The organism is Streptosporangium sp. NPDC002607, from assembly GCF_053592655.1.
This window is the reverse complement of record NZ_JBSFWD010000004.1, coordinates 306,409-331,950: the sequence shown is the minus strand read 5'-3', so window position 1 is coordinate 331,950 and position 25,542 is coordinate 306,409. Positions and strand designations below refer to the sequence as shown.

The window sequence follows — 25,542 nt, the reverse complement described above, 5'->3', positions numbered from 1 at the left end:
CCTCGCCGCGTTGTCGTCGGTCACCGCAGCACGCTGCGGCTCCCTCCTCCGCCTTGCGAGACACCACCTGACCGATCCTCGCCACGGCAAGATCCACAGGACAGGACCTAGTGCAGCTTGTCGCGCGCGTAGGCGGCGGCCTCCGTGCGGTTGCGGACGCCGATCTTGGCGAAGGCGTTGTTGATGTGCGTCTTGACGGTCGTTTCCGCGATGAAGAGGGCCGAGCCGATCTCCGCGTTGCTCAGACCCCCGGCGACGAGCCGCAGCACCTCGACCTCCCGCACGGTCAGCCCGTCGGGGCAGGCCGTGACCGGCGGTGGTGCGGCGCGAGACAGCGCGTCGACCAGCCGACGGGACACCGCGGCCGAGAACGTCGACTGCCCGGCGGCGGCGGAGCGGAGGGCGGCGGCGATCTCGGCGCGTCCGGCGTCCTTGGTGAGGTAGCCACAGGCCCCGGCCAGTAGGGCGGAGTCCACGGACCGGTCGTCGTCGTAGGTGGTCAGCACCACGACGACCACCTCCGGGTAATGGCGGGCGATCCGCCGCGTGGCCTCGACGCCGTCCATCACGGGCATGCGCAGGTCCATGAGCACGACGTCGGGGCGCAGCTCGGCCACCAGGCTCAGGGCCTCTTCGCCGTTCCCGGCGTCGCCCACCACCTCCACGTCGTCGACCAGGTCCAGCAGCGCCACCAGGCCCTCGCGCATGAGCTGCTGGTCGTCCACGACCAGAACCCTCACTCCGGCACCTCCGCCCGTACCTCCCACAGACCACCCGCCGGTCCGGCGTTCAGAGTCCCGCCCGCGAGCGCCAGCCGCTCACCCATGCCCTGCAGGCCGTGCCCGGATGACGCCGCCGCGCGTCCGGCCGCGCATGGGTTGCGCACCACCAGCCGGATGGTGCCCTCACCGTAGCCGAGCTCGACCCTGACCGGCTCGCCCGGGGCATGCTTGGCGGCGTTGGTCAGCGCCTCGCGTGCCGTACGCAGCAGGCAGACCTCCGCCGCCGGGGTGATCGGCCGCCGCGCGCCCGTCGTGCGCAGCTCGGCGGGCACGTCGTGGTCCCTGCGATGCTCGGCGACCAGCAGGCTCAGCGCGTCGGGCAGCGGCGGCACGTCCTCGCGCAGGGCCGCCACCGCCGAGCGCGCCTGGACCAGCCCCTCCCTGGCCAGAGCCCGCGACCTGCGGATGCGCGTCACCGCTCCCTCCACGTCGCCTCGCTCGGTGAGTATGGCCTCGGCGACCTCCAGCTGCACCCCCAGGGCACCGAGGGAGTGCGCGAGCACGTCGTGGAGCTCTCTGGCGATGCGAGCCCGCTCGTCGAGAGCCATGGCCCTGGCCCGGTCCTGCTGGGCCCGGCGGTAGTGGCGCCGGTGCAACGCGAAGAGCACGGTGCACATCATGACCGCCCCGCGGACCACGATCGCCGATCGAGGCTGCTCCCACCACAGCATGCTGCCGACCATGAGCGTCAGGTCGCCCACGGTGACCGCGACGATCGCTCCCATGCTCGGCGTCACGTGCGCCGCGAACAGCAGCAGTGTCGCGAACAGCAACACCGTGGGCGCCGCCTCGGCCGATCCTGACACCGACGAGGCGATCGCCGAACCGGCCGCGAGCAGAGCCACGGCCACGCGCGGAAAGCGGCCGTCGAGCAGGACGAAGGCCAGCCAGCACGCCATGGACGCGCCGAGCGCCGACCACACCAGCGCGGGGGCGCGATCGGGCGAGGCGGTCGCGAGCGACCAGGCGAAGACCAGGCTCATCAGCAGCCTGACCAGGCGGCCGGTTTCGGGGTCATCGGCCGCCAGCAGCCGCACGACCCGACCCCACACCTCCCGCATCGCTTAGCGCGAGTCCTTCAGGGTCAAAATCATGTCCACCAGGATAAGCCGGAAGGCCACGAAGCCGACGACCACCAGCAGCGCCACGACCACGATCGCGAGCAGGAGCTTGCCGTTCATCTTTCCCCCATTGGCGTCCAGGAGCCGGTGCAGCAGGTCGAGCCAGAGGCCCGACCGTCCAGAGCGTTTGTCCATGCCTGGGAAGGTAGGGATCGGGTGGGGTGGAGCGGCACCCTCGAAGGGTGGAGAGCGGGGTGGAACTCGACGTAGCCGGTAGCCGTGTCGCCCACCTGGCGACTACCCGGGCGCGCACGTGGTCGTCTGCCAGGTCCCGCCGGAACGCCGGACGGATCGACGAGTACGGCGTCGACCTCGACGAGGACCCGGAATTTCTCCGCACCGTGCGGCGCGCGACCGGATGCGACCCCGAGACTGGCCTGCCGATTACGTTTTGCAGATCCTCCAGACCCGGCACGCCCGCGTCACCATCCACCAGCACGCACTCGAACTCGACCGACCACCGGCCGGGCTACTCGCCGAGATGGCAGCCCTGGCTCGGCGGCTCGTCGTAGTCGTACCTGTGTAGCGGGTGTTCGCTAGTCGAACTCGCCGTCCTTGACGCTACTGATGAATGTGTTCCATTCACCGGGGGTGAATTTCAGGGTGGGGCCGGCGGGGTTCTTGGAGTCTCGTACGACCTGGCCTCCGTCGGGAAGCGTCGCGACCTCGACACAGTTCTGTCCCTCCGCCGAACTGAGGGAGGCTTTGCGCCAGATGAGATCGGATTTCGTGAAGTCCATGACTTCCACCCTTACCTGATATGTCTGGTCGGGCCTCCAAGGTACGCTCCCGGTGGGGCGAAACACCGTTTGGTCCATCGCATACCTACAGGCCATTTTTCATCGCGGCCAGAATTGGAATAGCCCTGATCTTTTCTTGGCTCAGGCTGTCCCAATAGAGTCCTTGCGGTCGGCGTGGCGGTCCGCACTCGATAACCTCATCCGGTGTCACGATCAGATCGACGCTGAAGTCATGCTTGGTTTCCGGCAGTTCGTCGTCAACCACCTGCAAGGAGTGCACCGTCGTCACGATGGTTGTCTCTGGCCCAATCAACCCCGCCTCCTGTAGCAGGGCTACCTCGATGTCGGAGTAGCCGGCGCCCTTACCCAGCCGGACACCGCGCCGGTTGACCGCGACGCTGCCGCACACGATCAGATCGACCGGCCGCATATCGTCCACGCCGATCTTTCGTGCCACGATCGCGGCCACCTTGCTCGACGCGGCTTCGGCCGGGGGGACGGTCAGCGTCGCCGGATGGAGCAGGTAGAACGGCAGTTCCTCGGCCAGCTTGGGTACGGCCATGTAGACCAACCGGCTCTCAGCGAGCGCCCGCACTCGGACCGGGAGCTGTGCCCTGTCCGGTACGGACTTGATGACCTGAGCGGCCTGCCACACGGGCAACTCGGCCAGGCGGTCGGCGGCGGCCTCGGCTCCGAAGAAGGCGGGAATACGGCCATGGACACCGGGCGGCGCGGCCCGCTCGTGCTCCAGCAACGCCCATACTCGCTCGCGGATCGCTTGTTTGGCCTGGTCGGTGCCCGAACTGGTCAACTTCGCTCCCTACGCCGCCGCCATGAGGGTGAGCAGATGGTCGTACACGTCCTGGACGACCGGTATCCGCCGCCAGGGACGCAGTTCCCGGCCCGCTCCGAAGACGATGTTGAGCCCAGACCGTCTGCGGCCGGGTGACTTCGGTCATGTGCTCGGTGCGCGCGTGCGTTGCTGTTCATCAGCACGCGTTTGAACCCGCCCAGCCGCCGGCCACGATGGAAGCCCTGGCCGGCGGCTGGTCGGGACCGTACTCGTACAGCGGGTGTTCGTCAGTCGAACTGTCCGGCCTTGATACCGCTGATGAAGGTGTTCCATTCGTCAGAGGTGAACTTCAGGACGGGGCCGATGGGGTTTTTGGAATCCCGTACGGCCTGGCCCCCACTGGGGAGAGCCGCGACCTCGACACAGTTGTCGCCCGAGCCGGAGAGGGAGCTCTTTCGCCATGTCAGGGGGTAGCGCTGGGTAAGGTCCATGATTTCCTCTCGGCTCATCGCGGTTATGTCTGTGCGGCGGGGTTTTGGTCAGTCGAACTGGCCGTTTTGTATATCGCTGACGAAGGCGGACCACTCCGAGGGGGTGAAGATCAGGCTCGACTCGTCGGGGGCCTTCGAATCACGTACCGCGACGATGCCGGGAAGGTTCAGTGCGACTTCCACGCAGTTGTTGCCGCCACCCTGGCTGAGGGTGCTCTTGCGCCATTCGGCGCCTGACAGATCCATCGGTGCCTCACAACTGGTCGATCAGTTTGGACAGATAAGCGATCGACGCGTCAACTCCAAGTGCGTCGGCGACGAGGCGCTGCATCATCAGGTTATAGCGTTCGAGGTGTTCGGGCTCTTCGAGATAGAGACCGTCTGTCGGGGTTTCAACGTAGACAACGTTCCGGTCAGTGGGGTCAGGGAAGCCGAGGATGACGAACTGACCCCATAGGCCGATGTGCGGACCGGCCGACATCGGAATGACCTGAATGGTCACGTGCTCAAGCGGATGGGTGTCGATCAACTTGTGAAGTTGGCCGCGCATGACTTCTACGTCACCCACTGGTCGTAGAAGAGCAGCCTCGTCGATGATTGCCCAGTATCGGGGTGAGTTCGGGCGCTGCAGAATCTCCTGTCGGCGCATCCTTGCTTCCACGTGTTTGTCAATCTCGGCGGGGTCGTGGGTCAGCGAGGCCCGGGTCAGTTCGGCCGTGTACGCAGCGGTTTGCAGCAAGCCAGGGATCACAAGGGGTTCGAAAGTGTCAATTGAGGATGCCTCTGCTTCGAGCCCTACGTAGGTGCCGGTGAAGACGCCCTTGTACTGCTCCCACCATCCTCGCTCGCGGGCGCCCCGGGCAAGGTCCATGACCGCCTCCCGCTGAGGATCTCCCACCTTGTACAGCTTGAGGATGTCCCGAATGTCGCGAGGGCGTGGTCGGGCTGTTTTGCCCGCTTCGAGGCGCGAAATCGTGGCCCGCGACATGTCCAGCGATTGAGCGACCTCCTCCATGGTCAGACCGGCGGCCTCGCGTAGACGCCGGAGTTCGGCGGCCAGACGTCGACGGCGCACAGTTGGACTCTGGCCACTGTTTGTCATCGCTTGCCTCCAAAGCGTAGGGATGCTGATCGTAGAGCACTCGACGCAAGAGAAGACATATCGGTCGAGTTTCAAAATGAGAGTTGCAGTATCGACTGTGCAGGCCACATCATAGGGCCGTCAAGCGAACACGTTCTGTAAGTAACTCGTGATGCTGTGTGACATCGGTCGCTGTCCTGGTCGGATTCGGACTTCGCAGTTCTGATCCCACGCACGGTAAGCGCGGCATTCACTCTGTCGGTCTCGCCTCGGCTGGAGAAACTTATGAAGACACCTCGCAAGGCTCTTGAGGCGTGCTGGGACCTGCCCGCCGATCCCGAAGTGGTCGGTGCGGCGCGTCGGCTGGCGCGGGAAGCCCTCGTCATCTGGGGCATCTCCTCCGTCACGGAGGACGTGACCATGGTGGTGTCCGAACTGGTGAGCAACGCGGTCGTGCACGGGCGGGCGCCGATCACTCTCTCGCTGCACCGGCACGGGCGGATCGTGTGCGGGGAGGTCACCGACCACAGCGCGATGTGGCCGGCCCCGCTCCCGGCGGGTCCGGACGCGGAGCACGGTCGTGGGCTGGCGATCGTCGCGGCCTACGCGGACCGGTGGGGCGTCGAGTCCGCACCGCAGGGTAAGACTGTCTGGTTCGTCTGCGTGGAACCGGGATCTCGGTGAGCGGTCCGCTGCCCGTGCTGGACATGCCCGGCGACGTGTGCGTCTGTGCGCGCTGCGGCGCCGCCATCGTCACGCTGGCCGTCGCCGTACGCCTGATCTGGGCCGACGTCACGGACGACGTGCTCCCGGCCGAGGTCGTCGAGCAGATCGCCGCGCCGGTCGCCGAAGTCTGGGTCGACGTGCTCTGCAACCCGTCCTGCCCACCGGGCGACCACGAGCCACGTTCGGGCTGACCACGATGTCACCGCGCCGGGCGGCCCTCCCCGCCTGAGCCGGAACCACCCTGATCGACCATGGCGGGCAACAACTTCGAACTCGCCATCGCGGTCGCGATCGCCACCTTCGGCGTCACCTCCGGCCATGCCCTGGCCGGCCGGGTCGGTCAGCTGCCAGTCCAGGTAGCGTTTGCCGGGGAAGATCGGGCAGGCGTCGCCGCAGCCCGGTCATTTCCTGACACCATACCCGAGCCCGTCGGCTCGCACCGGACGCCCCATACTCACCAGGTGCGCCGGTCAAACTCCGCCGGGTTCGGCCCGGGGAGTCCGTCCGTGTCGCGCAGCGCGTACAGGTTGCCGTTCGAGCTGCCGACGTAGACGAGGCCGCCGGCCACGACCGGCAGGGTCTGGAACCTGCCGCCGGTCTGAAAGTGCCAGCGGGGCGCGCCGGTGGCCGCGTCCAGCGCGTGCAGCGTGCCGCCCTCCTCTTGGGCGAAGACGGTGTCCTCGTGGACCGACACCTGGGCGATGAGCGGCCTGCTCCACCGTTCTTTCCCGGTTTCGGGGTCGAGGGCGTGCAGGCTCCGGCCGGCGACGTAGACCTTCCCTCGTGACGCGGTGACGTTCCACCGGCCGCTGTCGCCCTCGGTGGTGAGCCTCCATCGCTCCTGGCCGGAGGCGGCGTTCAGCGCGTACGTGCGCCCGGCGAGATCGCCGAGGTAGACGGTGCCGCCGATCACGACGGGGTCGTACCGGACGACGGCGCTGACGCGGGCGCGCCACCGTGCCCTCCCGGTGGCGGGGTCGAGCGCGGACGCCTTCGCGCCGGTGATCACGAAGAGGGCCTCCCCGGTCGCGGCCAGGTAACCGGCCGGGTTGATATTTCCGGTGCCCACGCGGGAACGCCAGCGAAGCGCGCCCGTCCTGGCGTCGAGGGCGTACAGCATGCCTTCCCGGCTGCTCACGTGGACGGTGCCGGCGGCCACGGCCACGCGGCCCAGGGTGCCGGGGACGCGGAAGCGCCACCGCTGCTTGCCGGTGGCGGCCTCCAGCGCCACGACGTGGGTGAGTCCGACGCCCGCGTACACGCCGCCGTCCTGGATGACGAGGTCATGGATGCCGACGTACAGGGTGCCGAAGCGGCGGTTCCACCGCATCCGGCCGGTGGCGGTGTCGATGGCCGCCACCCTGTCACTCCTCGCGCCGTAGAGCACGCCGTCCACGAGCATGGGCGTGGCCGGCCAGGATTTCCACCGCGCCCGGCCGGTGACGGCGTCCAGGGCGTAAAGACCGTCGTCGGCGCCGGCGTACACCACACCGCCGTCCACCACCGGGTCGGTGTTGACGCTCCCGTCGGCGAGATGGGTCCACCCGCCCGTCCGCGCCGGAGGAGGGACGCGCTCCCCCGGCCGGTAGCGGGCCATCAGGTTGTCACGCACCCGGAACGCGGCCAAGCGCTGCACCAGTCGCGACGGCGACGTCAGATGGACGATGACCGGGCCCACGTTGACCAGCGTCGCGCCGAAGGTCCCCCCGGGGCCGTGGGCGGTGTAGGAGAAGATGCCCTCGCCCTCGATCGTGGGGTCGTAGTCGAAGCTCTCGTGACGCCTGGTCAGCTCGGCGGCGGCGGCGAAGAGGGCGCCGGCGTCCGGGGACACCCAGCTCACGGAGAGCGAGATGACCCCGCCGTCGTCCTCGGGTGGCACCCAGTCGCAGGTCACGGGCCTGGGCAGGGTGAGGCGGCCCAGGGACTTGTTTCCCGGGATACGGCGGACGTCCTGGCTGAGGTCGCGCGAGGTGAGCAGGGAGCAGGCGTCCGGCCAATCGCCCGGCGGGACGCCGCCGAGTGCGACGGGGCCGGTGGGGCGTCCGTAGACGGGACGCAGGGCGGTGATCCGGGCGTCACCGTGGATGAAGGCCATATGGGAGGTCGCCCCCACGAAGACGGTGGTGTGGGTGAGCGGCCTGTCGAGGGGGAGCGCGATGGGAGGGCCGGTGTCCTGCTCTCGCGAGTTGAGGTAACCGGGCAGCGGCCACGCGTTGTTCCAGTCGAACCCGGGGCGATCCTCGGCGTCGGGATGCCTGCCGACCTCCGGCGGCGGGCTCCCGGCGGCGGCCCGCTCCAGGTGGGAGCGGGGCAGCGGTGTGCCGTCCTGCGTGAAGAGGAAATCGTCGCCGTCCAACGCCGCGATGACGAAGCCCTCCGACGCCTCCCTGAACCAGAGCCGGACGCCGACGCCCGGCGCGGTGCGCCAGGTGGTCACCGGACGTGTCCAGTTCCGCCGTAGCGTGCGCGGATCGAAGGAGTCGAGCCGCACGCGGCCTTGCCCGCAGCGGCTCAGCAGCAGCAGAGCCCCGGATGTGGAGCCGGTCTCTCCCTCGCAGCCCACCGCCACGGCGGCCCGCGCCCGGACGCCGCCGGTTCGCGCGTCGAGCGAGAGCAGCCCGGACTCCCGGTGGAAGACGACGACGCCGTACTCGGACACCAGGATCCGCGGAAAGTTGTGCTCCCGCGGCCCCGACGGGGGCAGCGCGTGCCGCCACAGCGGTCCGCCGGAGGCCAGGTCGTAGCCGTACAGGGTCCGGTCCGTCGATCCTTTCTGGCTCCCGGCCACGACGAGGGCGCCGGCCGTGGCCCACGCGTCGCTGAGGGAATGGAGCGGGGTGCGAATGGTGAGCCGGATCGCGCCGGTGCCGGGATCGCGCACGGTCACCGTCCCCTCTTCCGGCGTCGCCATGATCAGATTCTCGCCGGACAGGAAGGAGAACGAGGCCGTCTCATCGGCGGGGGCCGACCACGCCGCCTTCCACCCCACGAGCTCCAGCGGGGGCCGCCCGTCATCGGCGACCGCGAGCGCGGCGGCCACCGAGAGCGCCGCCAGGGCCCGGAGGCAACGGGTGATCAGCATGTCCGGCGTTTCCCGCAGGAGACCGGCCGCCAGCCGCCCTGCGGCGCCTGCCGGTAGTAGGACCGGTAACGGGCGGCCTCGCCGGTCAGCCGGAACGGCCCCCCGTCCGGTCCTTTGACCACGACCTCTTCCGTACGGCCGTCCGCGAGCACCGTGACCCGCAGGTCGAACTCGTAGTACGCCTTCTTGCCGGTGAAGCTCAGGCTGAGCGTGACCGGTTCATGCCGTTTCAGGTCGATCTGCTTCTTCCGGAAGTACGGGGTGTCCCCGCCGGTCGTGAACCGAGGCGCGGGACGGTCGAGGTCGGCGGCCATCTCGACGGTGCCCGCCTCGCCGCCGCCGGTGATGGCGATCAGGCGGGCGCCCTCCGACACCGGCCTGCGGGCGAGGACCTGCGGCTCGATGTCCACGATGCGCAGGCTGCTGCGGTTCCCGGTCAGCGCGACGGTGACGTTCATGCTGTCGATCAGGGCCATCTGGTGGCGCGCCAGCATCGCCTCACGCTGCTTGCCCACGTGGGCGGCCAGCATGAGCGCCCGGTCCTCGGGGGCGGTCACCGGTTCGCGCAGGACGGTGTCGCGCTCGGAGTAGTCGACGGCTACGTGGCCGACGGTGATCGGGGCGGCGCCGCGTACCTGCTCGACCGTGTCGGAGCCGTGCGCGTTGTACCACTCGGTGAACACGACGCCGAACGCGGCCAGGATCACGGCGCTGACGATCCCCGCCAGCCACGCCAGCAGCCCTTTCGACCGGGCGGGATCGGACGCCTCGGCACCATCCTGTCGCTGGGCCGCGGCGTCGCGGCCGGTCGATGTGCGCTTGTTCCGGCGAGCTCTGCCCATGGGGACGCATTCCTCCACGACCGATCTTCGAGACCAGGGTAGGCACGAGCTTGAGCGCGAAGGAGCGGTTTTTCGGTTATTCACGGCTGTCGGCGAGCATGTCCGGCGTGTCCTGCGGATCCGCTGCCCACTCATGCGGGAGGAGGACCGCTCGTCCGATACTTTCCGTCCAAGGAAGAGACGCCCTTCGGAGAGTCGGTCGACGCCGGTGAGCGCCTACGTGACGCGCTTACCGCTCGCCCACCCGGCGAAGCGCCTTGGGTCGCCATGCGGCGCGCGCTCGATTCGCTGATCGAACGGTACGAAGCCCATGACGAGCGCACTCGACGTCTCGCTCGCCTGGAGGCTGCCGCGCATGCGCGCGGGTCGGTGAGCGACCTCTTTTGAACGCGTTCAGCGTGCCGCGCTAGGTTGGTCTCACACGTTCTGGGGAGTCCGATGAAAATAGTGATACCTGGAGGAAGCGGCCAGGTGGGCGCGATCCTGGATCGTGCGATGACCGCTGCGGGGCATGACGTCGTGGTGCTGACCAGGCGGCCGGTGCGGGAGCGTGATGTGCGCTGGGACGGGGGGACCCTGGGGCCCTGGGCGGAGGAGATCGACGGCAGCGACATCGTGGTCAACCTGGCCGGGCGCAGCGTCAACTGCCGCTACACCGCCGCCAACCTGAAGGCCATGATGGACTCGCGCGTGCACTCCACCCGGGTTGTGGGCGAGGCGATCGCGGCCGCCGCGCGGCCTCCTCGGGTCTGGTTGCAGATGAGCACCGCCACCGTTTACTCCCACCGCTTCGACGCGCCCAATGACGAGGCGACCGGCGTACTCGGCGGCACCGAACCCGGTGTCCCGGCCTACTGGGCCTACAGCGTCGAGATCGCGAAAGCGTGGGAGCGGGAGCAGGAGCGAGCTGAAACCCCGCACACGCGCAAGGTCGCCCTGCGTACCGCGATGGTGATGAGTCCCGATCGCGGTGGTGTCTTCGACGTCCTGCTGCGGATGGTGCGGCTCGGCCTCGGCGGCCCGATCGCGGGCGGCGCGCAGTACATGTCCTGGGTCCACGACCGAGACTTCGTCCGCGCCGTCGAGTTCCTGGCCGACAGGGACGACCTCGCGGGGCCGGTGAACCTCGCCGCTCCCGATCCTCTGCCGCAGCGTACGTTCATGCGCGTGCTGCGCGCGGCATGGGGGATTCGGGTCGGCCTGCCCGCGACGAGGTGGATGGCCGGGCTCGGCGCGTTCGCACTGCGCTCGGACACCGAACTCCTGCTGAAGAGCCGCCGGGTCGTTCCCGGCCGCCTGCTCGAAGCGGGCTTCACCTTCGACCATGCCCGGTGGCCTGAGGCCGCCGACGACCTCGTGGGGCGCGTGCGTGGAGGGGCCCGCGTCCCCGGGTGAGCCTCCCGGGGACGCGGACCACCGGCGGGCGTTCCGCGGCCCGTGACAGTTGTTGCCGTCGCCCTGACCGAGGCTGCTCTTGTGCCATTCGGCGCCGGACAGCTCCATCGGTGCCTCTCAGATGAGGTGGTCGAAACCCGGAGCCGGTACCCACGTCCAGGACGGCGGAGGTGTTCTCGATGGCGGCGTGCTCCAGCATCTGCACGACCAGGGTCGGCAGGGTGGACGAGGATGTCGGTTTGCCGATCGGGTGGTCCTCCGGCCTGGCGTGGTCGGCGTGTGACGTGCCGACCTGGGTGACGAGGCTGCGGTCGCTGTAGGCGGCGGCCATCCAGGCTTCCGCGTCGCCGGGTCCGTCCTGCAGGGTCCACGCTCCGTTGCCGGTGGCTTTCCACCAGCGGGGTACGAACGCGTGCCGGGGCGTGTCCGTGATGGGGGCCGCCACGGTGATCCGGGGCGGGTGGCACGCTCGGCGAGCGCGGAGGCGTGCGGGATCCAGTCCATGCTCAGAAGTCTGCTCCCGCCGTACCGGCCGTACACCGAGGCTGACGGATGGCAGGGACGCCACCGCGGTCAGGTGGTCGAGCTGGGCGGCCATCACCTCCCTGCCCCCGATCACCGAGCGCAGCACCGTCTCTTCCACGAGAAACGCGAACTGATGACCGCCTTCGTGGAGAACGCGTTGCCGTTCCATCCGAACCGCGACAGCGGTATCCACATCATCGGGGATCGACCGTCGTTGCATGATCGTCCGCAGGACCGTGGTGGTGTAGGCACGCGTATGGATGATCCCGGGGACCAGGCTGGGCGCGTAACTACGGAAGCGACGGGTCCGCTCGTACAGCGGCAGCTGCGTTTCCTGTGCCTGCCGCAGACCGGCCCGTTCCATCGGTGCCCGCGCTCTGTTTGAGAGTGGCGAGGAAGCTCTCGGCCGCGTCTTGGACCCGGTCTCGGTCACCGGTGGCGAGCAGGTCGAGCAGCAGCCCGCGGATCGTCGCGATCACGAGTGTGGCCGTGCGTGTCGCCGTCGCCGGGTCGGTGTCTGGTCCTTGCGCGTCGACTAGGGTGCTCATCCAGTCGGCCACGACGTGCTCCAGGAACTCCGCGAACTGCTGCGGCGCCTGGAGAGCGCGTCCGTAGACCGCGAAGAACAGCCTGAACTCCGCCCACTGTTGCGGGTCGGAGGTCCGCGTCCAGACCGCACGCGCCGCCGTCGCCAGGTCGGGCTGCTCGCCGGCCATATCGCTGGTGGCCACGAATATGCGCTCGCGCAAGCGCCCGAGGATGGTCTCGAGCATCTGTTCCTTGGTGCCGAAGTGATGCACCAACGTCGTGGCCGAAACCCCGAGGGCGGCAGCGACGGGCCGCCACGACAGCTCGGAGAACCCGTGCTCGACCGTGTAGTCGACCACCGCATCGAGCAACTCGGCCCGCCGCTGATGGTCCACGGGCCGTCCCGCCATCACTGCCTCCGGCTGTTTGTCTCAACTTGACTTTTCTAGTACGACTGTACAAAGAATAGTGACTGACTTCAAGGGCCGCCCGCCGCGGATCCGCCCGGTAGGCGCCCACGTCCTGGAGGTTTCCCATGCGCGTTTTCGTCACCGGAGCGTCGGGCTGGATCGGCCGCGGGCTCGTTCCCGAGTTGACCGCCGCAGGTCACACGGTCATCGGGCTCGCCCGCTCCGATGCCGCGGCACAAGCCCTGCGAGGCGCGGGGGCCGAGGTCCGGCCGGGATCACTCGACGACCTCGACACCCTGCGCGACGCCGCCGCGTCGTCCGACGGGGTCATCCACCTCGCGTTCAAGCACGACATCGCCTTCGCCGGCGACTTCGCCGGCGCCACCGACGCCGATCGCGTGGCGATCGAGACCTTCGGCGAGGCCCTCACCGGCACCGGCAAGCCCTTCGTCATCGCCTCCGGCATCCTCGGCGTGCTCGGGCTCCCGTCCGGAGTCGTCGCCACCGAACGCGACGGACTGGCGGATGCCGGGGATGGCAAGGGTCCGATCAGCGGCGCAGGCGGGCGGATGGGCAACGCCCACCACACTCTCGCGCTCGCCGACCACGGGGTCCGCTCCTCGGTCGTGCGTCTCCCGCCGGCCACGCATGGCAATGGCGACAACGGGTTCATCTCGACCGTGGTCGGCTTCGCGCGCGAGAAAGGCGCCGCGGCCTACGTCGGCGACGGCGCCAACCGCTGGCCGTCCGTCCACCGCGACGACGCCGCGCGCCTGTTCCGCCTCGCGCTTGAGTCCGCGCCGGCCGGGTCGGTGCTGCACGCGGTCGGCGACGAGGGCGTCCCGATCCGCGAGGTCGCCGAGGTCTTCGCGTCACACCTCGGCGTTCCCGCCGTCTCCGTCACCCCCGAGCAGGCCGGAGAATACGTCGGCTGGCTCGGCGGCTTCTGGGGAGTCGACGGCCCGGCCTCAGCACAGATCACTCGCGACCTGCTCGGGTGGCAGCCGACCCGTCCGGGACTGATCGCCGACCTGAAGGAGGGCCACTACTTCGCCTGAGCACGTCCGGATGCCATGGTGACCTCCATCGTCGGAGGTGTGCGCGAACTTGCACCGGCTGACCTTCCCCCGGCGTGACGAACCGGTAAAGGCCTCCGGCCCGTTGACCGCTGCTCTGGCCGGAGCCGGACACGTCGGCGGGGAGACGCCCCTGCCCTCTCACCGGCCGGTGCGGGGGGTGCAGGGCTCCGCCGGTGAGGCCGTCGCGGGCCAGTGCGGTGGCGCGGTCGCTCAGCTCGACGAGTTCCCGGACGCGCCGTTCGAACTCGTCGAGGGTGCGGAAGGCGGTGCCGTACAGTCGTTGGTCGTCGATGCTCATCTGCGGGATGCGCGAGCCGCGGATGTCGGTACGGATTCTCTGAACTGGCGATAGCCCGGGAGGGAAGATCGTGATTCTCTCGCCTCGGCGCCAGGGACTACTGTCGCGATCATGGTCGAACACGATGCCCTCGGTGCCACCCGCGAGGCTTACGATGCTGCTGCCTCCACCTATGCGCAGCTGTTCCGCGGAGAGCTGCGTGACAGGCCCCTGGACCGCGCGATGTTGGGTGCCTTCGCCGAGGTCGTAAGTGCGAGTGGGGACGGTCAGGTCGCGGACCTGGGGTGTGGGCCTGGCCATATCACCGCTTACCTGGACGAGCTGGGGCTGGCGGTGGTCGGTGTCGATGCCTCTCCTGCGATGATCGAGTTGGCTCGACAGGCCTATCCGGGCCTGCGGTTCGACGTGGGCTCGATGACCGCGTTGAACATCGCTGACGGCGTGCTGGGCGGCGTACTCTCACGTTGGTCCGTCATCCACACTCCGCCGCAGGAACTCCCCGTCATCCTGGCGGAGTTCCACCGCGTGCTGGCACCTGGCGGCCACCTTCTGATCGGCTTTTCGGCAAGCGATGATCCGTCTCACCCGACGCAGGTCTTCGATCACGCAGTCGCGCCGGCCTATCGGTGGTGGCCTGATCACCTCGCCGCGATGCTGCGCAAGTCCGGGTTGGCCGAGGTGGCCCGGATGGTTCGCGAGCCTCAGCCCACCGACCGGCGGCAGTTCCGGGAGATTCAACTGCTCGCCCGCAAAGCCTAGGCAGGGGCTGCCTGACCGAACACATGACCGCATCCAACCTGCCGGACGGGGAGCCGTCAGGCTCCAGGCGTCGACTCGTGATCAGGTGACGTGCTGTCGGCGATCACGATCGACTTTCGTCCTTCATTCGGGGACGCGTGCTGTTCCAGTGAACATGCCGGAGAGCCGGGATCGAGTTCGGGTCGAATTTCAACCGGAGCCGGACGAGGATGGTCCTGGGGTGACGTGGCGGAATTCGGCCGATGAGCCGTGCGAGCAAGGAGAAATGAGTTCGGCGGGTCAGGGGGAGGAGGGAGAAGGCTTGCCGGGGCGAAAGCATGGCGAGCTCACCGAGAGTAAAATTTGCAAGGTGGACTCTCGTTTGACTGTATCGATGGCAAGGCGAAAGTCGTCACCGGTTCTGCCGGATAATTGAGGCTCTCCTTGGTTGAACGCATATGTATTTGTAATTTTATGCCCAGCCTTCTCCCAGCTTGCTTGAATCTTTCGAACTTCCCGGACGAGGTGCTCTTTGGGAATTCCCGTCAGGTAGTAGATTCGAATGACATAGATATCGCCGGTGAGAATGTTCCCCTCATTGGGGATGCAGGGGTGGTCGGCGAGGCTTGTCGGGTAAAGATCCATGCCGGGAGTCGGTGTGGCCCCGGTGAGGACCGAACGGATGAGCTCCTCCACCCGGGCGAGGGCCTGGGCATCGGACATGTTCGGCCCATCGTTCATCTTTGACTCCTTCGTGCAGCCACCGAGCCAGCCGATCATCACCAATGCGGTAAGCGCCGCGAGTACACGTGATCGCCGTGCCATGAGTTCCTCTCGCAGTTCACGTGGCTGCTCGGCGGCTCACCTGATTGATGCCTCGCATGATTTTTCGCGACATGCCCATCTGTGGAGATAAATCCGATGACGCAAGGGCTGCGCTGCTTCGTGCACTGAGAACCGAGCCGGTGCGCGAGACTATCCGCACCATCGGCCTTGTGATCCGGGGAGAAGACCCATGCACGTGATCGAGATCCAGAAAGGCGAACTCGTCTCCGAGATCAGCCGGCAGGCGAAGGAGCCGGGCATTCTGAACGGTGCCATCGTCTCCTTGATCGGGGCCGTGGATTCGTTCGTTGTCTCCACAATGCTCGCAAAAGACCCAACGGCGGACAATATCACTGAATACGCCATGACTGGCGAAATGACCGGTACCGGCGAGATCGTCGATGGCAAGCCGCATGTTCATGTGGTCATGGGTGTCGAAGGTGATAGGGGAGTTACCGGGCATTTGCACAGTGCCCAAATTGGCCACTGGTTCGCCCGTGTTTATGTGATGCCCGTCAGCTGAACTTGTCACCCGCCGTGCCACTCCCCAGCCAGGGCCCCGGCGTTGATTCGCTATGTCCGGCTTCTTCGGGTTGATCAAATGTTGTAGACGGCGAAGGTGTCGTTGTGATCGAGAAGGTCGCGGCGGGCGTGGGCGATGTTGGCCCGGTCTGCCAGACGGGCGGTGTTGATCGCTAGATTGCGGAAGTCGGCCAGGGCTCTGGGGGCGGTGCCTGCCCTGAGCTGGGAGAGGTCCTCGCGAAACGTTACGTCGCGGACCCAGTGGAGACGATTTTCCACTCCCCGGTGCGCGTGTTCGTAATGGTTGAGCTGGGCGGGCCTGGCCGCTTCGGCGGGCAGGCTGGTGATGCCGTACACGATCTCCTTGCTGGTTCACGCGCCGCCTGGATCGCCGACGTCGCGGCGGAGCCGGAAGACTTGCGGGCACCTGGGAAGAGGGTGTCGTCTGCTTCGGCGGTGCGGATGCTCCAGCGTTCGGTGCGGTGGTGGCCACGATCACGCTCAACGGCGGTGGTGTCGCTCCATTCGGCGTCCGGGCCGCTCAGCAGGGCTTGCGCGGCGGCGCGGGCCAGCGGCTGGTTTCCCTTCAAAATGAGGATGTAGTGGGCCTCCAACTGCTCGGTGATCAGGCGGGCGGTGGTCTTGGCGGTGTGCAGAGCGTCCAGGGGCAACACCATCCCGCGTCCAGCGCGTCGGCGTCCACCTCGGCCAGGACCCGGCAGAAAGTTCGTTCGCTGGACACGACGAGCAGGCCGGTGAACGGGTCACGGTAGGCGCCCAGCCGCGCCAGCACCTGCTGGGAGGTCCGGGCGGCCCACTGCCAGATCGCCACGCTATCGCTGCCGACCACCAGCGTCGCGCACGCGGTCAACGCCAAGATGACCACCAGCCGATGGCGCAGCCCGCAGGCCGAGCGCTGATCGGGCACTGTCGCCAATCGGCGTATCAGTGCCGATTCCACCACGACCGGGTCGGTGGCCAGTTCCGCTTCCCACAACGCCAGGTCGGCGAGCCGGTCAAGACACGGGATGGAACAAGGGCTGGTCAGGGAAGATGAGGACACGAGCGCGACTCCTACGGCGATCTTGGGTTCGGAGACCTAAAAGATCACCAGAAGTCGTGCTCTTTCGCATGCCACCTGCCGAAACCCTCAACCGCGCCATACCGCATCAGAACTCAAGAACGCCGGGGCCCTGATGTCATCCCCGCACCGGAACCGTCGCTCACGATGGGAGGGCTGATGGAGCCGCCTCGTATGCGCGCAGATCGGTGAGCAAGGTCGGCAGCAGCATCTCCTCATGGACGGCGAAGTTTCGGCGGCACATCGCGTCCTCAAGGACCGGGTCCCACAGTGTCGGGTTCGGCGAGCCGGTCAGGGCGAGCCTCGCGTCCGGCGGGAGGGTAGCCACGGCATTCCGGTAGTCGTCGGCGCTCATCCGCCACGGCTTCAGACCGGCCGCGAACATGCGGGCCGCGATCGCGACCCCGGGCCAGTCGAAGTCGCCGTGATAGCGAACGGTCACACCCGCGTCCACGAGCCGCCGTAACGCCACCCAGCCCGCGACGGACGGATTACCCGCCGGGCAGACCACGGGGACGGCCACGCGCGCCCTCACCGCCGCCTGCAGGACCTGCGGATTCTCGCACGCGAACACCTGCGTGCCGGGGGCGGCGAGCCGCGCGTCCGCCGCCGCGCCGCGGAGTTCGTGCAGGGTCAGGTGCGTGACCAGCCCCATATCGGCGCGTTCCCGCATCATCGCCGACCACGGATCGCTCCCTGGTGGCCGCAGGGACCAGACGAGGACGGTGCCCGACACCAGATCGGTCGCGACTCCCAGGCGCGCCCACAGGTCACGCCGTTCCTCGGCCGTCTCCGGTACGGCGACGCCGAACGCGGCGGCCGCCGCACGCAACACGAGCGAACCGGGGAGCCTGCCGTCGTCGAGGCCGTGCGCGTCGCCAAGGCAGCGGCCGGCCAGCTCCGCGATCTCCCAGCCGGGGTCTCGCGTGATGGGGCCGCCAAAACCACCCGATGCCGAGAGTTCGGCGAGCACGGCCGCGAATTGGGCGACCGCCACGGCGGCCGTATCGATACCGGCCCGGGTCAGCAGTCCCGAGCGACGTATGCCTTCGACGAACGCCGGGGCCCAATGTGTCCGCACGGCTCCGGCGGACGCCAGGGCGGCGTCCAGTCGCGCCCATACGCCGGCCCATGAGGCGTGCGCCTTCTCTTTGACGGCCGCTCGATCCACAAGACCGTCTCCGGTGAGCTGCGCGACGACCGTGACCAGGCCCGCGGCCGCCGCCGAGGACCGGAGGGCCTCGTCGAGCGCGGTGAGGGAGACGCGGATCCGGCCTGCGGCGATGGGCTTGCCGAGCAGGCCGGACAGCCGGTCGGCGCCGTTCTCGTCGAGCGTCACGGTGACCGTTCCCGCCACGGCGAGCCTGCCGCGCTCCAGCTTGCCGCGTACGGCCGTCCACAGGGGAGCGAGGCAGGCGGCGGAGAGGTAGCGTCGGGTGCGTTCCGGCAGCCGAGGCTCGGCGGGCGGGCTCACCGGGCGGGCCGCAGATGACGATTGTGGCCGTCCCAGTGGATGCGGGTGGTCACCGCGGCGGTGCCCTCCCCGCGCCGGATCTCGTAGCAGTCCAGCGAGGGAACCTGCGGATAGAAGCCCCACAGCGCGTGGCCGGTCATCGCGAAGTCCAGATCGAGCCGGACGAGCAGGCCCATCAGCTCTCCGATCGTGCGGTTGTCGACCTTGGCGAAGGCGTCGTCGAGCAGGATGAGCCGGAGCGCGCGGGCCGTGTCCGGCAGGCCGGACAGGTAGGCGTCGGCCGCGGCGAACAACGTCACATACGACACGAACCGGATCTCCCCCTGGCTCAGTTTGGCCCGTCGGCTGATCTTCCGTTCCTGTCCCTGCGCGGGGCCCGTGATGACGACCTCCATCTCATGCCACGACCGGTAGTCCAGCGCCGACTTCAGGTGGGTCGCGTACCCCGCGGTCGGATCCGTGGCGAACTCCTCGCTGACACGGGCGTTGAGCAGCTCGGTCAGCTCGTTCTCCTGCTCGGGGGAGCGTACGTCGCCGGCCGTGGCGACGAGCGCGCGGATCCTGGCGACGGTGGGGCCCGCGGCCTCGGAGAGGTTCCAGCGCAACTTGACCCCGATGCCGTGGCTGGTGCTGATGCCGGCCAGGCTCACGTTCATGGCCTGGATCAGCTCCTTGGCCTGCTTGAGTCGCTGCCGGAGTTCCTCGGCGACGCCGCCGAGGATGAATTCGGTGAAGACGCGTCGTTCGCGGTCACTCAGCGCCAACCGTCCCGCTTCGCACTGATGGTGGAGATCGGCGGCGGCCTCCGACAGGGAGCGCTGGCCGGTCGCGTCGGCGATCGCCGTCAACCGGACGCCGTCCCGCACCGTGGGGATGACGTCGAAGCCGCCGGCGAGTTCGCGTTCCGCCATCTGCTGGGCACGGATCAGCGCGTTCTCGTCGGCGACCTGTCCGCGTCTGTCCAGTGCGGCCATCACGACCCCGACGGCCGCCTCGACGTTGGGGGGATCGATGTGTGTCAACGGGACGTGGAAATGAGGTTGCCCGGTCGCGGCCGCCGCCACTCCGGGAAGTGTCAGCCGGGCGAGAAGCCTCTCCGCCGCCTCGGTGAGCCGGACACGCTCCCGCTGGGCGTCCTCCCGGGCCATCTGCGCCTGGGCTTCGGCCTTGCCCTTCTCCCCGGCAAGCTCGGCGGCGCGCTTGCGGGTGGATTCCAGTTCACGACGGCACGCCACCAGCCCCGCCTCGGCGGAGTGCAGATCGGCTCGTGCCTGTTCGGCCGTGGCGCCCACGTTCTCCCTGATCGCGGCCAGCTCCGCGGCCTCCCCGTACCACGTACCCCACTTCTCGGCGGCGGCCACTTCGGCATCGTGTCGTGGTCGCCGAGATGCCCGCGCTCGGGCCACGGCGTTCGCGTGCAGGCCGACACGGTGGCGCAGCTCTGTCAGGCGCTGTGCGGCCGTCCCGCACAGGCGTACGGCGTCCCGGAGCCCATCCTGTACCGCAGAGAGCTCGTCAGCGGCGGTCGGCAGGTCGAATTCGGCACATGCCGCCCTGTGCGCGGCGAGGGCGGCGGTCCACTCCCGGCGGAGGTCGACAGCGGCCTTGCGCGCTTCGTGGCACATCGGCTCGATTTTTTTCACCCGCTGCCTCGCGGCGGCCGTCAGCGTGTGGGCTGACCGGACCGACTCGCTTGTCGGCGCGGTGCGCAGGTGAGAGTCGAGCGCGTCGCGTTCGTCGTGCAGCGCCTCCTGCTGAAGGGCTCGGTTCTCGGCGGCACCGGCCAGGGCGGCGAGCGAGACGTCGATCTCGGTGAGCCGGGCGGCCCGGGCGGCGGCTCTGGCGGCCGCGCCGATATGCCGGGCCGTCGCCGTCCGGTGGCGACCGGTGAGGGGACCGTTGCCCCAGGCACCCTCGGTGTCCACCCAGGTGGGGTGGTCCTGATCGCCCAGCGCGACGCGGTCGAGTACGTCGCGCACCAGTTCCGCCGGAAGCGCGGACGCGGTCTCGACGACCAGCGCGTCGCTCAGCGGATTCGCGGCGAGGGGGCCGGTTGCGCGCAGCAGGAGCCGGCCGTCCGGGGCCGCGAGACCGCTGCCCGTGATCGTGGCCGTCAGCAGTCCCGAGGCGAGCAGGGCGCCCTCAAGACCCGCGCGTTGCCCCTCGTCCAGCTGGGCGGCGAAGTCGACGGCACGCCACAACGGCACCTCGTCGCCGCCCACCTTGCGTGTCCAGTGCGGCAGGGGCGGATCCGGATCGCGCGCGGCGAGCAACCCCTTCCGCTCGTCCTCCAGCACCTGCCGTCGTTCCCTGTCCGCCCGGTCCTCGGAGTCGAGCATGGCGAGAGCGCGGGAGAGCCGGTCGTGAACCGCGTCGGCGGCCGGCCTCACCACGTGGTCGAGCGCGGTGAGCAGATCCATCGTGTCGTCGCCGACGAGCGCGCCGGTGTCGTCGAGCACCGGCCGGAGAGCGGTCGCCGCCCAATCGACGCCGCTCAGCAACGTCCGGGTCCGCTCACCGGTTATCCAAGCCGTCCAGTCACGCGCGAGAGCGAGCGCGGCGGCGTCTCTGGCCCTTTCCTCCCCCTCCGCCTCCGTCACGGCGTCGGTCAGCCGCTGTTCGGCCTCGGAGGCTTTCCTGTCGGCCGATTCCACATCGCGTGCCTGTTCGTCGAGACGGCGCGCCTGCTCCAGGCGCGTGCCCGCGTGCGTACCACGTTGTGTCGCCGTGTGGGAGACCTTGTTCACCTGGTCGACAGCGCCGCCCAGGTCCGAGGGAGTCGTCTCCAGGCGCGCAGGGACCGGGCGGGTGAGCGGCTCGGGTTCGGTGTGTAGACCGAGCCTGACCATTTCCATAGCACCCGCTTCGCCGTCGGTCATGACGCAGGCGACACCGGGCATGGTGGCGCGTACACCGGCGCCCAGCAACGGATCCCGCGTCTCCTCGATGGCCTCCGCGGCGATGCGGGCCGCCTCGACGGCCTCGCGGGCCCGCTCGTCGGCTCCCGCCACCTTGCTCGCCTCGTCGATCCGGGCGGCGATCGCCATCCGGATCGCCAACTCGGCGGTACCCCCGAGCGCCTGGACCTTACGCTCCCGCTCGTCGAGATCACGGACGGCGCCGTACGCTTTCGAGGCGCGGATGCCCTCGGCGCTCCTGCGCAACTCCTCCTCGTCAGTCGCCAGCTCCGCCGTCTTGGCCTCGGCCTGCATGTGCTGCTCGGCCAACAGCACATGGTCGTCGTGCAGCTTTTCAGCACGCCGTTCGACCTTCCGGACGGCGGTGACGGCTGCCTGGGCGGCGTCGGCGGTCTCGCTCAGGACACCCACGGCGTATCGTCGATAGATGTCGAGGAATCCGGACACCACCCGGTACGCCATCTCCAGCCTCTGCTGAGCGGCGCGCGTCTCGGAGAGACCGTCGAGCTGCTCGCCCGCTCGCGACAGTGCGGCCTCACTGGGCGGCGGCAACGCGTCGGCCAGGATCTGCGGCAGCCTGCCCTCATCGATCCGATTGCCGACATCCGGGGCCCGAAGTGTCCGCAGCAACTGGAGCAGACCTGCGAAACGCTCCTTGCCCGAATCGCCCGTCAGCCCGAAGACCGTGGCGCGGACGCGCTCACGATGGACGTCCGATGAGTCGGCAATGCGATCTGCGCCTATCACCTCGGCCAGCCCCTCACGCGACAGCGGGGTACGGTCGTCGCCGAGCAGGATCAGGTCGTGTCCGACTCGACATGGTGTGGTGAAATACCATGCTTTCGCCTCGCCGGTGGATTTCGCGAACCGGACCAGTGCCCCCAGCGTGATGTACTCCGGCTCTGCCGTCCCGTCCGAGGCCTCCCCGCCGTCGCCGTGGCGGATGAGCTCCAGCCAGAGGTAGCCAAGCCGGTTGGTCTGCTCCTGCCCACCGGCGCGCATCAGGTCCTCGAGGCGCACGCGGCCGGATCCGGTCGCGTCCATCCTGCGGCGGTCACCGTCGAGGAGGAAGGGCAGGAGCATTTCCAGGGCCCTGGACTTCCCCGAACCGTTGGTGCCTCGCAGCACCAGACGTCCACCCGAGAAGGCGAATTCGGTCTCGTAGTAGTGCCAGACGTTGATCATGCCTGCCCGATGCAGGCGCCACCGATGCGGATGGTGTTGTGGCGGGGTCTGCTCAAGGCCTGCGGACCTGTCGATCACGGAGATCGGACTCGTACGATCCATGGTGGTCATGCCGTCTCTCCGGTCTCGTCGGTGAACAACGGGTCCTGTGTCTCCTGCGGATCGGTGCCGAGCCGCCGCCTGGCGCGTGTCGTGGCCGACACGTCTCGTACGCTGGGTCGGTAACGGGCGGCGGCCGGATGAACGACCACTCCCTCGGTCACGACGGTGGCCAGGCCCACGGACGCCAGCAGGTGAACGACCTCGTCCCGGAAGCGGGTCGGATCGTTCACGATGTCGCTTCGCCATGCTTTAGCGTGGCGAAGCGCGAGATCGCTCAGTCTGTCGTCGACGACCGGCCACGGCGCGAGCACGCCCGTCATGGTCCGGCCGTCGAGGATCACCTGCCCGGCGGTCTTCGGTTCGAGGACCTCGATGAGTGCGTCGAGGAGAAGCAGCGCGGCCTGCCGCACGGTTCCGGTGCCGGGGAAGGCGACATCGGTGAGTCGTTCGTCCGCGTCGTACGCGAGGGCGCCCTCCGCTCTGACTTCGAGACCCAGGCCGAAACTCTCGTCCAGAACGCGGGTGAGCTCGGTGCGCTCCCTGCTCAGCACGTCGCGCTCAGCTTCGCTGAGATCCCCGCGATGCACCACCGGGTTCTCCACCAGCTTGCGACGGAGGGAACGACGGGGCTGGTCGGGCAGGTTCGGATCGTCGGCCCACAGGAGTTCGGGACGCGCGAGCGGGTAGAGGGGGCGCGCGACCAGGTGCGGCAGCAGGCTCCGGTTGACGGTCAGCAACGCCTCTTCGCGGCGCTCACCCCATGCCACCACGCTTCCGTCCGTTTCCGTCAGCACACCCCAGGCGAGCAGGAAGTCGATCGCGGCGACGAGGTCGCGTCGTTCGGCGAGTGTGTCGTCGATCGTGATGCCCGTGGCGGCGGCGTCCGCCCGGATCTGCTCCACGAGCTGCGACACCAGGACCTGTTCTCCCACATCCGACGCCAGCAGGCCGGCACAGACCAGGGCTAGATAGGCGTAGGCCCGTGGCGTGAACTCGCTGCCGGAGGGGCGACGAGCGGGACGGACCGGGGCGTCGGGTGTCAGCGGTGTCTTGACCAGCCGGGCGAAACCGGTCTCGACCACCAGGGCATAACCCAGCGATCTGGCGAAGGTCGACTTGAGCGCGCCGGAGTGCTTGCGTACGAGGGCGAGCTGCTCAGGGTGCCGATGCGAGGTGAGTACGGGGTCGGCGAGAAGAGCACGGGCGGCGATGCGTCGCTCGTCGGCGTCGTGGGCTGCGATCGTCATCCCTCAGTCCCCGTCTGGTCGTCATCGGCCATGGCGACGTCGGTGAGCGAGGTGACGCTCAGGCCCAGATCATGAACGGTGAGCCGGCCGTCATCGGAGTACACGCGGGTTATGCCTCCCGGGCGGGGCACGACGACCAGAGCCAGGTCCAGGTCTGTGTCCACGGACGTGACCGGACCGGTCAGATCCGGTGTGACGGCCAGTAGATCGGAGAGTTTGTCCAGCAACAGCTCGCAGGCCGCACGGGTGATCCTGGCCTCGCTCAGGTCTCCCACGGCGATGAGCTCGGCCGCCGCCCCGGCCTTGCGGGCGACCTCCTCGTCCGCTTCCGCCAACAGCCGCTCACGGTCGAGACCCGGGTCGGGAACGCGTGCCGTGCGCCCCCGCGCCGCGCGATCACCACGTTCCCGCAGCGATACCGGTACGTCGACCGGGCCGGCGTCCCACCACGAGGTGCTCGCCGTGGCCCGGCCGCCGACTTCGTCAGGGCCCATGAGCAGGTGCCGGGAGGGGTAGGCGCCGAACGCCGCCGCGAAGATACGGTGCGCCTCCTCGGTGTCGGCCTCGGCGAACCATGTCGCGAGACGAAGGAGATCGGCACGCCTGGACACTCCGGTGCCCGCGGCGGCCAGCATGCGCTTCGCGTTCGCGAGGAGCTGACCGAGTGCCTGCTCCGCCGCCGCACGCAGCTGAGCGGGCCCCGAGCGGCCGTCCCTGCCGTACCACGCGGCCAGCTCGGTCCACTCGGCGGCAGTCCGGCCAGGCGAGCGCTCGGCCGGGCTGCCATCAGGACCGGTCAGTCCAGGAAGTGCGGCGAGCACCGCGAGAAGCCGGTCAAGATCGGGAAGTATCCTGTCCAGCCGGTCGGCGACCGCGGGCGCGTGCCGGGCGACATCGGCTGATATGAGGTCGACGTATTCGAGGAGCAGGGTTTTGAACGCCGCGTACTCGGCTCCCGCCAGGTCATATCGGGACATGACCTGATGAAGATAAGCGTAGAAATCTCGCACGCTTTCGGTGAAAAATCGCTGGTTGTTGAAGACAGTCGTTACATCGGCGGCCAGCGTTTCGGCGTCCATCCGCCGGCCGCCCGAGAGCCGCGCCAGGATGTGGTCGAGGATCTCGGCTGTGCTCCCGAGCAGCTCACGGGCCACCTCTCGCGCTCCGTCGGTCGCGGAGAGCAGCTCCTCGACCTGCCGGTGTGCCCTGCCGCCGAGTTTCGAGATCTGATATCGGGAACGGGAGCGCAGCCACTCGGATACGGTCGCCACCCGGGCGTCGCGCACCGACCGAACCAGATTTCCCCATGATTCGAGTCGTCGGCATCGGTCTTCGACGTCGTCCGCCGACAGCGTGATCCCGGCCTCCTCCAGCAGCGCGGCGGCCTCCGTGGCTGACAAATCCGTGAGCAAGGTGTTGGTGAAGAGCCGCATCAGCGCTACGTACTCATGGGCGTGCTTGTCGGCGGTCGCGTACCGATAAAGGTCTAGTCGCGCTCGCGCCTCCGCCGGAAAATCCTTCGGGTCGTCCAGCTCCATGTCTTACCCATCTTGTGTG

At 68.7% G+C, this 25,542-nt stretch carries 26 protein-coding genes and 2 pseudogenes; 8 read left to right on the top strand and 20 right to left on the bottom strand.

Annotation, left to right across the window (positions count from 1 at the left end):
• Positions 1 to 107: 107 nt before the first annotated feature.
• The 8 genes from ACWD3H_RS07245 to ACWD3H_RS07210 form a co-directional block, all read right to left on the bottom strand.
• Positions 108 to 740: a response regulator transcription factor gene (locus ACWD3H_RS07245; RefSeq protein WP_350917607.1), complete on the bottom strand. Its 633-nt coding sequence runs from the start codon at positions 738 to 740 to the stop codon at positions 108 to 110.
• On the bottom strand, positions 737 to 1,843 hold the full coding sequence (locus ACWD3H_RS07240) for a sensor histidine kinase (RefSeq protein ID WP_451954382.1): 1,107 nt from the start codon (positions 1,841 to 1,843) through the stop codon (positions 737 to 739). The genes ACWD3H_RS07245 and ACWD3H_RS07240 overlap by 4 nt, the downstream gene beginning before the upstream one ends.
• 3 nt (positions 1,844 to 1,846) lie before the next feature.
• A complete protein-coding gene (locus tag ACWD3H_RS07235) occupies positions 1,847 to 2,038 on the bottom strand; it encodes a hypothetical protein (protein WP_350917601.1) in 192 nt (63 codons plus the stop codon).
• A gap of 401 nt (positions 2,039 to 2,439) precedes the next feature.
• Complete coding sequence (locus ACWD3H_RS07230; RefSeq protein ID WP_451954381.1) at positions 2,440 to 2,643, bottom strand: DUF397 domain-containing protein; 204 nt, start codon at positions 2,641 to 2,643, stop codon at positions 2,440 to 2,442.
• An 85-nt stretch (positions 2,644 to 2,728) separates the two neighbouring features.
• Positions 2,729 to 3,454 carry a 5-formyltetrahydrofolate cyclo-ligase gene (locus ACWD3H_RS07225; protein WP_451954380.1) on the bottom strand — a complete coding sequence of 242 codons (726 nt, stop codon included), beginning with the start codon at positions 3,452 to 3,454 and terminating at the stop codon, positions 2,729 to 2,731.
• Between the two features lie 269 nt (positions 3,455 to 3,723).
• Positions 3,724 to 3,927 (bottom strand): DUF397 domain-containing protein, encoded by a 204-nt coding sequence (locus ACWD3H_RS07220; protein WP_451954379.1) that lies wholly within the window; start codon positions 3,925 to 3,927, stop codon positions 3,724 to 3,726.
• A gap of 48 nt (positions 3,928 to 3,975) precedes the next feature.
• Positions 3,976 to 4,173, bottom strand: a complete 198-nt coding sequence (locus ACWD3H_RS07215; RefSeq protein ID WP_451954378.1) for a DUF397 domain-containing protein — start codon at positions 4,171 to 4,173, stop codon at positions 3,976 to 3,978.
• Between the two features lie 7 nt (positions 4,174 to 4,180).
• Positions 4,181 to 5,029, bottom strand: a complete 849-nt coding sequence (locus ACWD3H_RS07210; RefSeq protein ID WP_451954377.1) for a helix-turn-helix domain-containing protein — start codon at positions 5,027 to 5,029, stop codon at positions 4,181 to 4,183.
• A gap of 264 nt (positions 5,030 to 5,293) precedes the next feature.
• Between ACWD3H_RS07210 and ACWD3H_RS07205 the strand changes: the two genes are divergently transcribed.
• Together ACWD3H_RS07205 and ACWD3H_RS07200 are read left to right on the top strand one after the other, a co-directional pair.
• Positions 5,294 to 5,692, top strand: a complete 399-nt coding sequence (locus ACWD3H_RS07205; RefSeq protein ID WP_451954376.1) for an ATP-binding protein — start codon at positions 5,294 to 5,296, stop codon at positions 5,690 to 5,692.
• Complete coding sequence (locus ACWD3H_RS07200; protein ID WP_451954375.1) at positions 5,689 to 5,925, top strand: hypothetical protein; 237 nt, start codon at positions 5,689 to 5,691, stop codon at positions 5,923 to 5,925. Before ACWD3H_RS07205 ends, ACWD3H_RS07200 begins: the two co-directional genes overlap by 4 nt.
• Before the next feature lie 126 nt (positions 5,926 to 6,051).
• Here the strand turns inward: ACWD3H_RS07200 and ACWD3H_RS07195 are convergent.
• The 3 genes and pseudogenes from ACWD3H_RS07195 to ACWD3H_RS07185 all read right to left on the bottom strand — a co-directional run.
• Positions 6,052 to 6,132 (bottom strand): annotated as a pseudogene (locus tag ACWD3H_RS07195) (phosphotyrosine protein phosphatase); the annotation flags it as partial.
• 56 nt (positions 6,133 to 6,188) lie between these two features.
• Positions 6,189 to 8,816 (bottom strand): outer membrane protein assembly factor BamB family protein, encoded by a 2,628-nt coding sequence (locus tag ACWD3H_RS07190; protein WP_451954374.1) that lies wholly within the window; start codon positions 8,814 to 8,816, stop codon positions 6,189 to 6,191.
• On the bottom strand, positions 8,810 to 9,658 hold the full coding sequence (locus tag ACWD3H_RS07185; protein WP_451954373.1) for a hypothetical protein: 849 nt from the start codon (positions 9,656 to 9,658) through the stop codon (positions 8,810 to 8,812). Before ACWD3H_RS07185 ends, ACWD3H_RS07190 begins: the two co-directional genes overlap by 7 nt.
• 438 nt (positions 9,659 to 10,096) lie before the next feature.
• Here ACWD3H_RS07185 and ACWD3H_RS07180 point away from each other — a divergent pair, with 438 nt between their 5' ends.
• Positions 10,097 to 11,053, top strand: coding sequence for a TIGR01777 family oxidoreductase (locus ACWD3H_RS07180; RefSeq protein ID WP_451954372.1), 957 nt, complete (start codon positions 10,097 to 10,099; stop codon positions 11,051 to 11,053).
• 179 nt (positions 11,054 to 11,232) lie between these two features.
• Complete coding sequence (locus ACWD3H_RS07175; protein WP_451954388.1) at positions 11,233 to 11,373, top strand: hypothetical protein; 141 nt, start codon at positions 11,233 to 11,235, stop codon at positions 11,371 to 11,373.
• Positions 11,374 to 11,630: 257 nt separating this feature from the next.
• On the opposite strand, the pseudogene ACWD3H_RS07170 reads toward ACWD3H_RS07175, so the two are convergent.
• Positions 11,631 to 11,942: pseudogene (locus tag ACWD3H_RS07170) on the bottom strand (Scr1 family TA system antitoxin-like transcriptional regulator); the annotation flags it as partial.
• Entirely contained in the window at positions 11,869 to 12,501 is a 633-nt protein-coding gene (locus ACWD3H_RS07165; protein ID WP_451954371.1) for a TetR/AcrR family transcriptional regulator, read from the bottom strand. The pseudogene ACWD3H_RS07170 and the gene ACWD3H_RS07165, both read right to left, overlap by 74 nt.
• 140 nt (positions 12,502 to 12,641) lie before the next feature.
• Between ACWD3H_RS07165 and ACWD3H_RS07160 the strand changes: the two genes are divergently transcribed.
• The 3 genes from ACWD3H_RS07160 to ACWD3H_RS07150 are packed head-to-tail and all read left to right on the top strand — an operon-like array spanning position 12,642 to position 14,652.
• Positions 12,642 to 13,574 (top strand): SDR family oxidoreductase, encoded by a 933-nt coding sequence (locus tag ACWD3H_RS07160; RefSeq protein WP_451954370.1) that lies wholly within the window; start codon positions 12,642 to 12,644, stop codon positions 13,572 to 13,574.
• 49 nt (positions 13,575 to 13,623) lie between these two features.
• Complete coding sequence (locus ACWD3H_RS07155) at positions 13,624 to 13,947, top strand: hypothetical protein (protein WP_451954369.1); 324 nt, start codon at positions 13,624 to 13,626, stop codon at positions 13,945 to 13,947.
• A gap of 57 nt (positions 13,948 to 14,004) precedes the next feature.
• Positions 14,005 to 14,652: a class I SAM-dependent methyltransferase gene (locus tag ACWD3H_RS07150; RefSeq protein WP_451954368.1), complete on the top strand. Its 648-nt coding sequence runs from the start codon at positions 14,005 to 14,007 to the stop codon at positions 14,650 to 14,652.
• Between the two features lie 279 nt (positions 14,653 to 14,931).
• On the opposite strand, the gene ACWD3H_RS07145 is transcribed toward ACWD3H_RS07150, so the two are convergent.
• Positions 14,932 to 15,411: a hypothetical protein gene (locus ACWD3H_RS07145; RefSeq protein WP_451954367.1), complete on the bottom strand. Its 480-nt coding sequence runs from the start codon at positions 15,409 to 15,411 to the stop codon at positions 14,932 to 14,934.
• A 235-nt stretch (positions 15,412 to 15,646) separates the two neighbouring features.
• On the opposite strand from ACWD3H_RS07145, the gene ACWD3H_RS07140 reads away from it, so the two are divergent.
• Complete coding sequence (locus ACWD3H_RS07140) at positions 15,647 to 15,979, top strand: PCC domain-containing protein (protein WP_451954366.1); 333 nt, start codon at positions 15,647 to 15,649, stop codon at positions 15,977 to 15,979.
• A 74-nt stretch (positions 15,980 to 16,053) separates the two neighbouring features.
• Here the strand turns inward: ACWD3H_RS07140 and ACWD3H_RS07135 are convergent, their stop codons facing one another.
• The 6 genes from ACWD3H_RS07135 to ACWD3H_RS07110 all read right to left on the bottom strand — a co-directional run bounded on the left by ACWD3H_RS07135 (position 16,054) and on the right by ACWD3H_RS07110 (position 25,523).
• Positions 16,054 to 16,335, bottom strand: coding sequence for a hypothetical protein (locus ACWD3H_RS07135; RefSeq protein ID WP_451954365.1), 282 nt, complete (start codon positions 16,333 to 16,335; stop codon positions 16,054 to 16,056).
• Positions 16,336 to 16,603: 268 nt separating this feature from the next.
• Positions 16,604 to 17,041, bottom strand: a complete 438-nt coding sequence (locus tag ACWD3H_RS07130; RefSeq protein ID WP_451954364.1) for a transposase family protein — start codon at positions 17,039 to 17,041, stop codon at positions 16,604 to 16,606.
• A 160-nt stretch (positions 17,042 to 17,201) separates the two neighbouring features.
• Positions 17,202 to 18,533, bottom strand: a complete 1,332-nt coding sequence (locus tag ACWD3H_RS07125; RefSeq protein ID WP_350965171.1) for a TIGR02679 family protein — start codon at positions 18,531 to 18,533, stop codon at positions 17,202 to 17,204.
• A complete protein-coding gene (locus ACWD3H_RS07120; protein WP_451954363.1) occupies positions 18,530 to 22,747 on the bottom strand; it encodes a TIGR02680 family protein in 4,218 nt (1,405 codons plus the stop codon). The genes ACWD3H_RS07125 and ACWD3H_RS07120 overlap by 4 nt, the downstream gene beginning before the upstream one ends.
• On the bottom strand, positions 22,744 to 23,985 hold the full coding sequence (locus ACWD3H_RS07115) for a TIGR02678 family protein (RefSeq protein WP_350965177.1): 1,242 nt from the start codon (positions 23,983 to 23,985) through the stop codon (positions 22,744 to 22,746). Before ACWD3H_RS07115 ends, ACWD3H_RS07120 begins: the two co-directional genes overlap by 4 nt.
• Entirely contained in the window at positions 23,982 to 25,523 is a 1,542-nt protein-coding gene (locus ACWD3H_RS07110) for a DUF2397 domain-containing protein (RefSeq protein WP_451954362.1), read from the bottom strand. The genes ACWD3H_RS07115 and ACWD3H_RS07110 overlap by 4 nt, the downstream gene beginning before the upstream one ends.
• Positions 25,524 to 25,542: the final 19 nt, after the last annotated feature.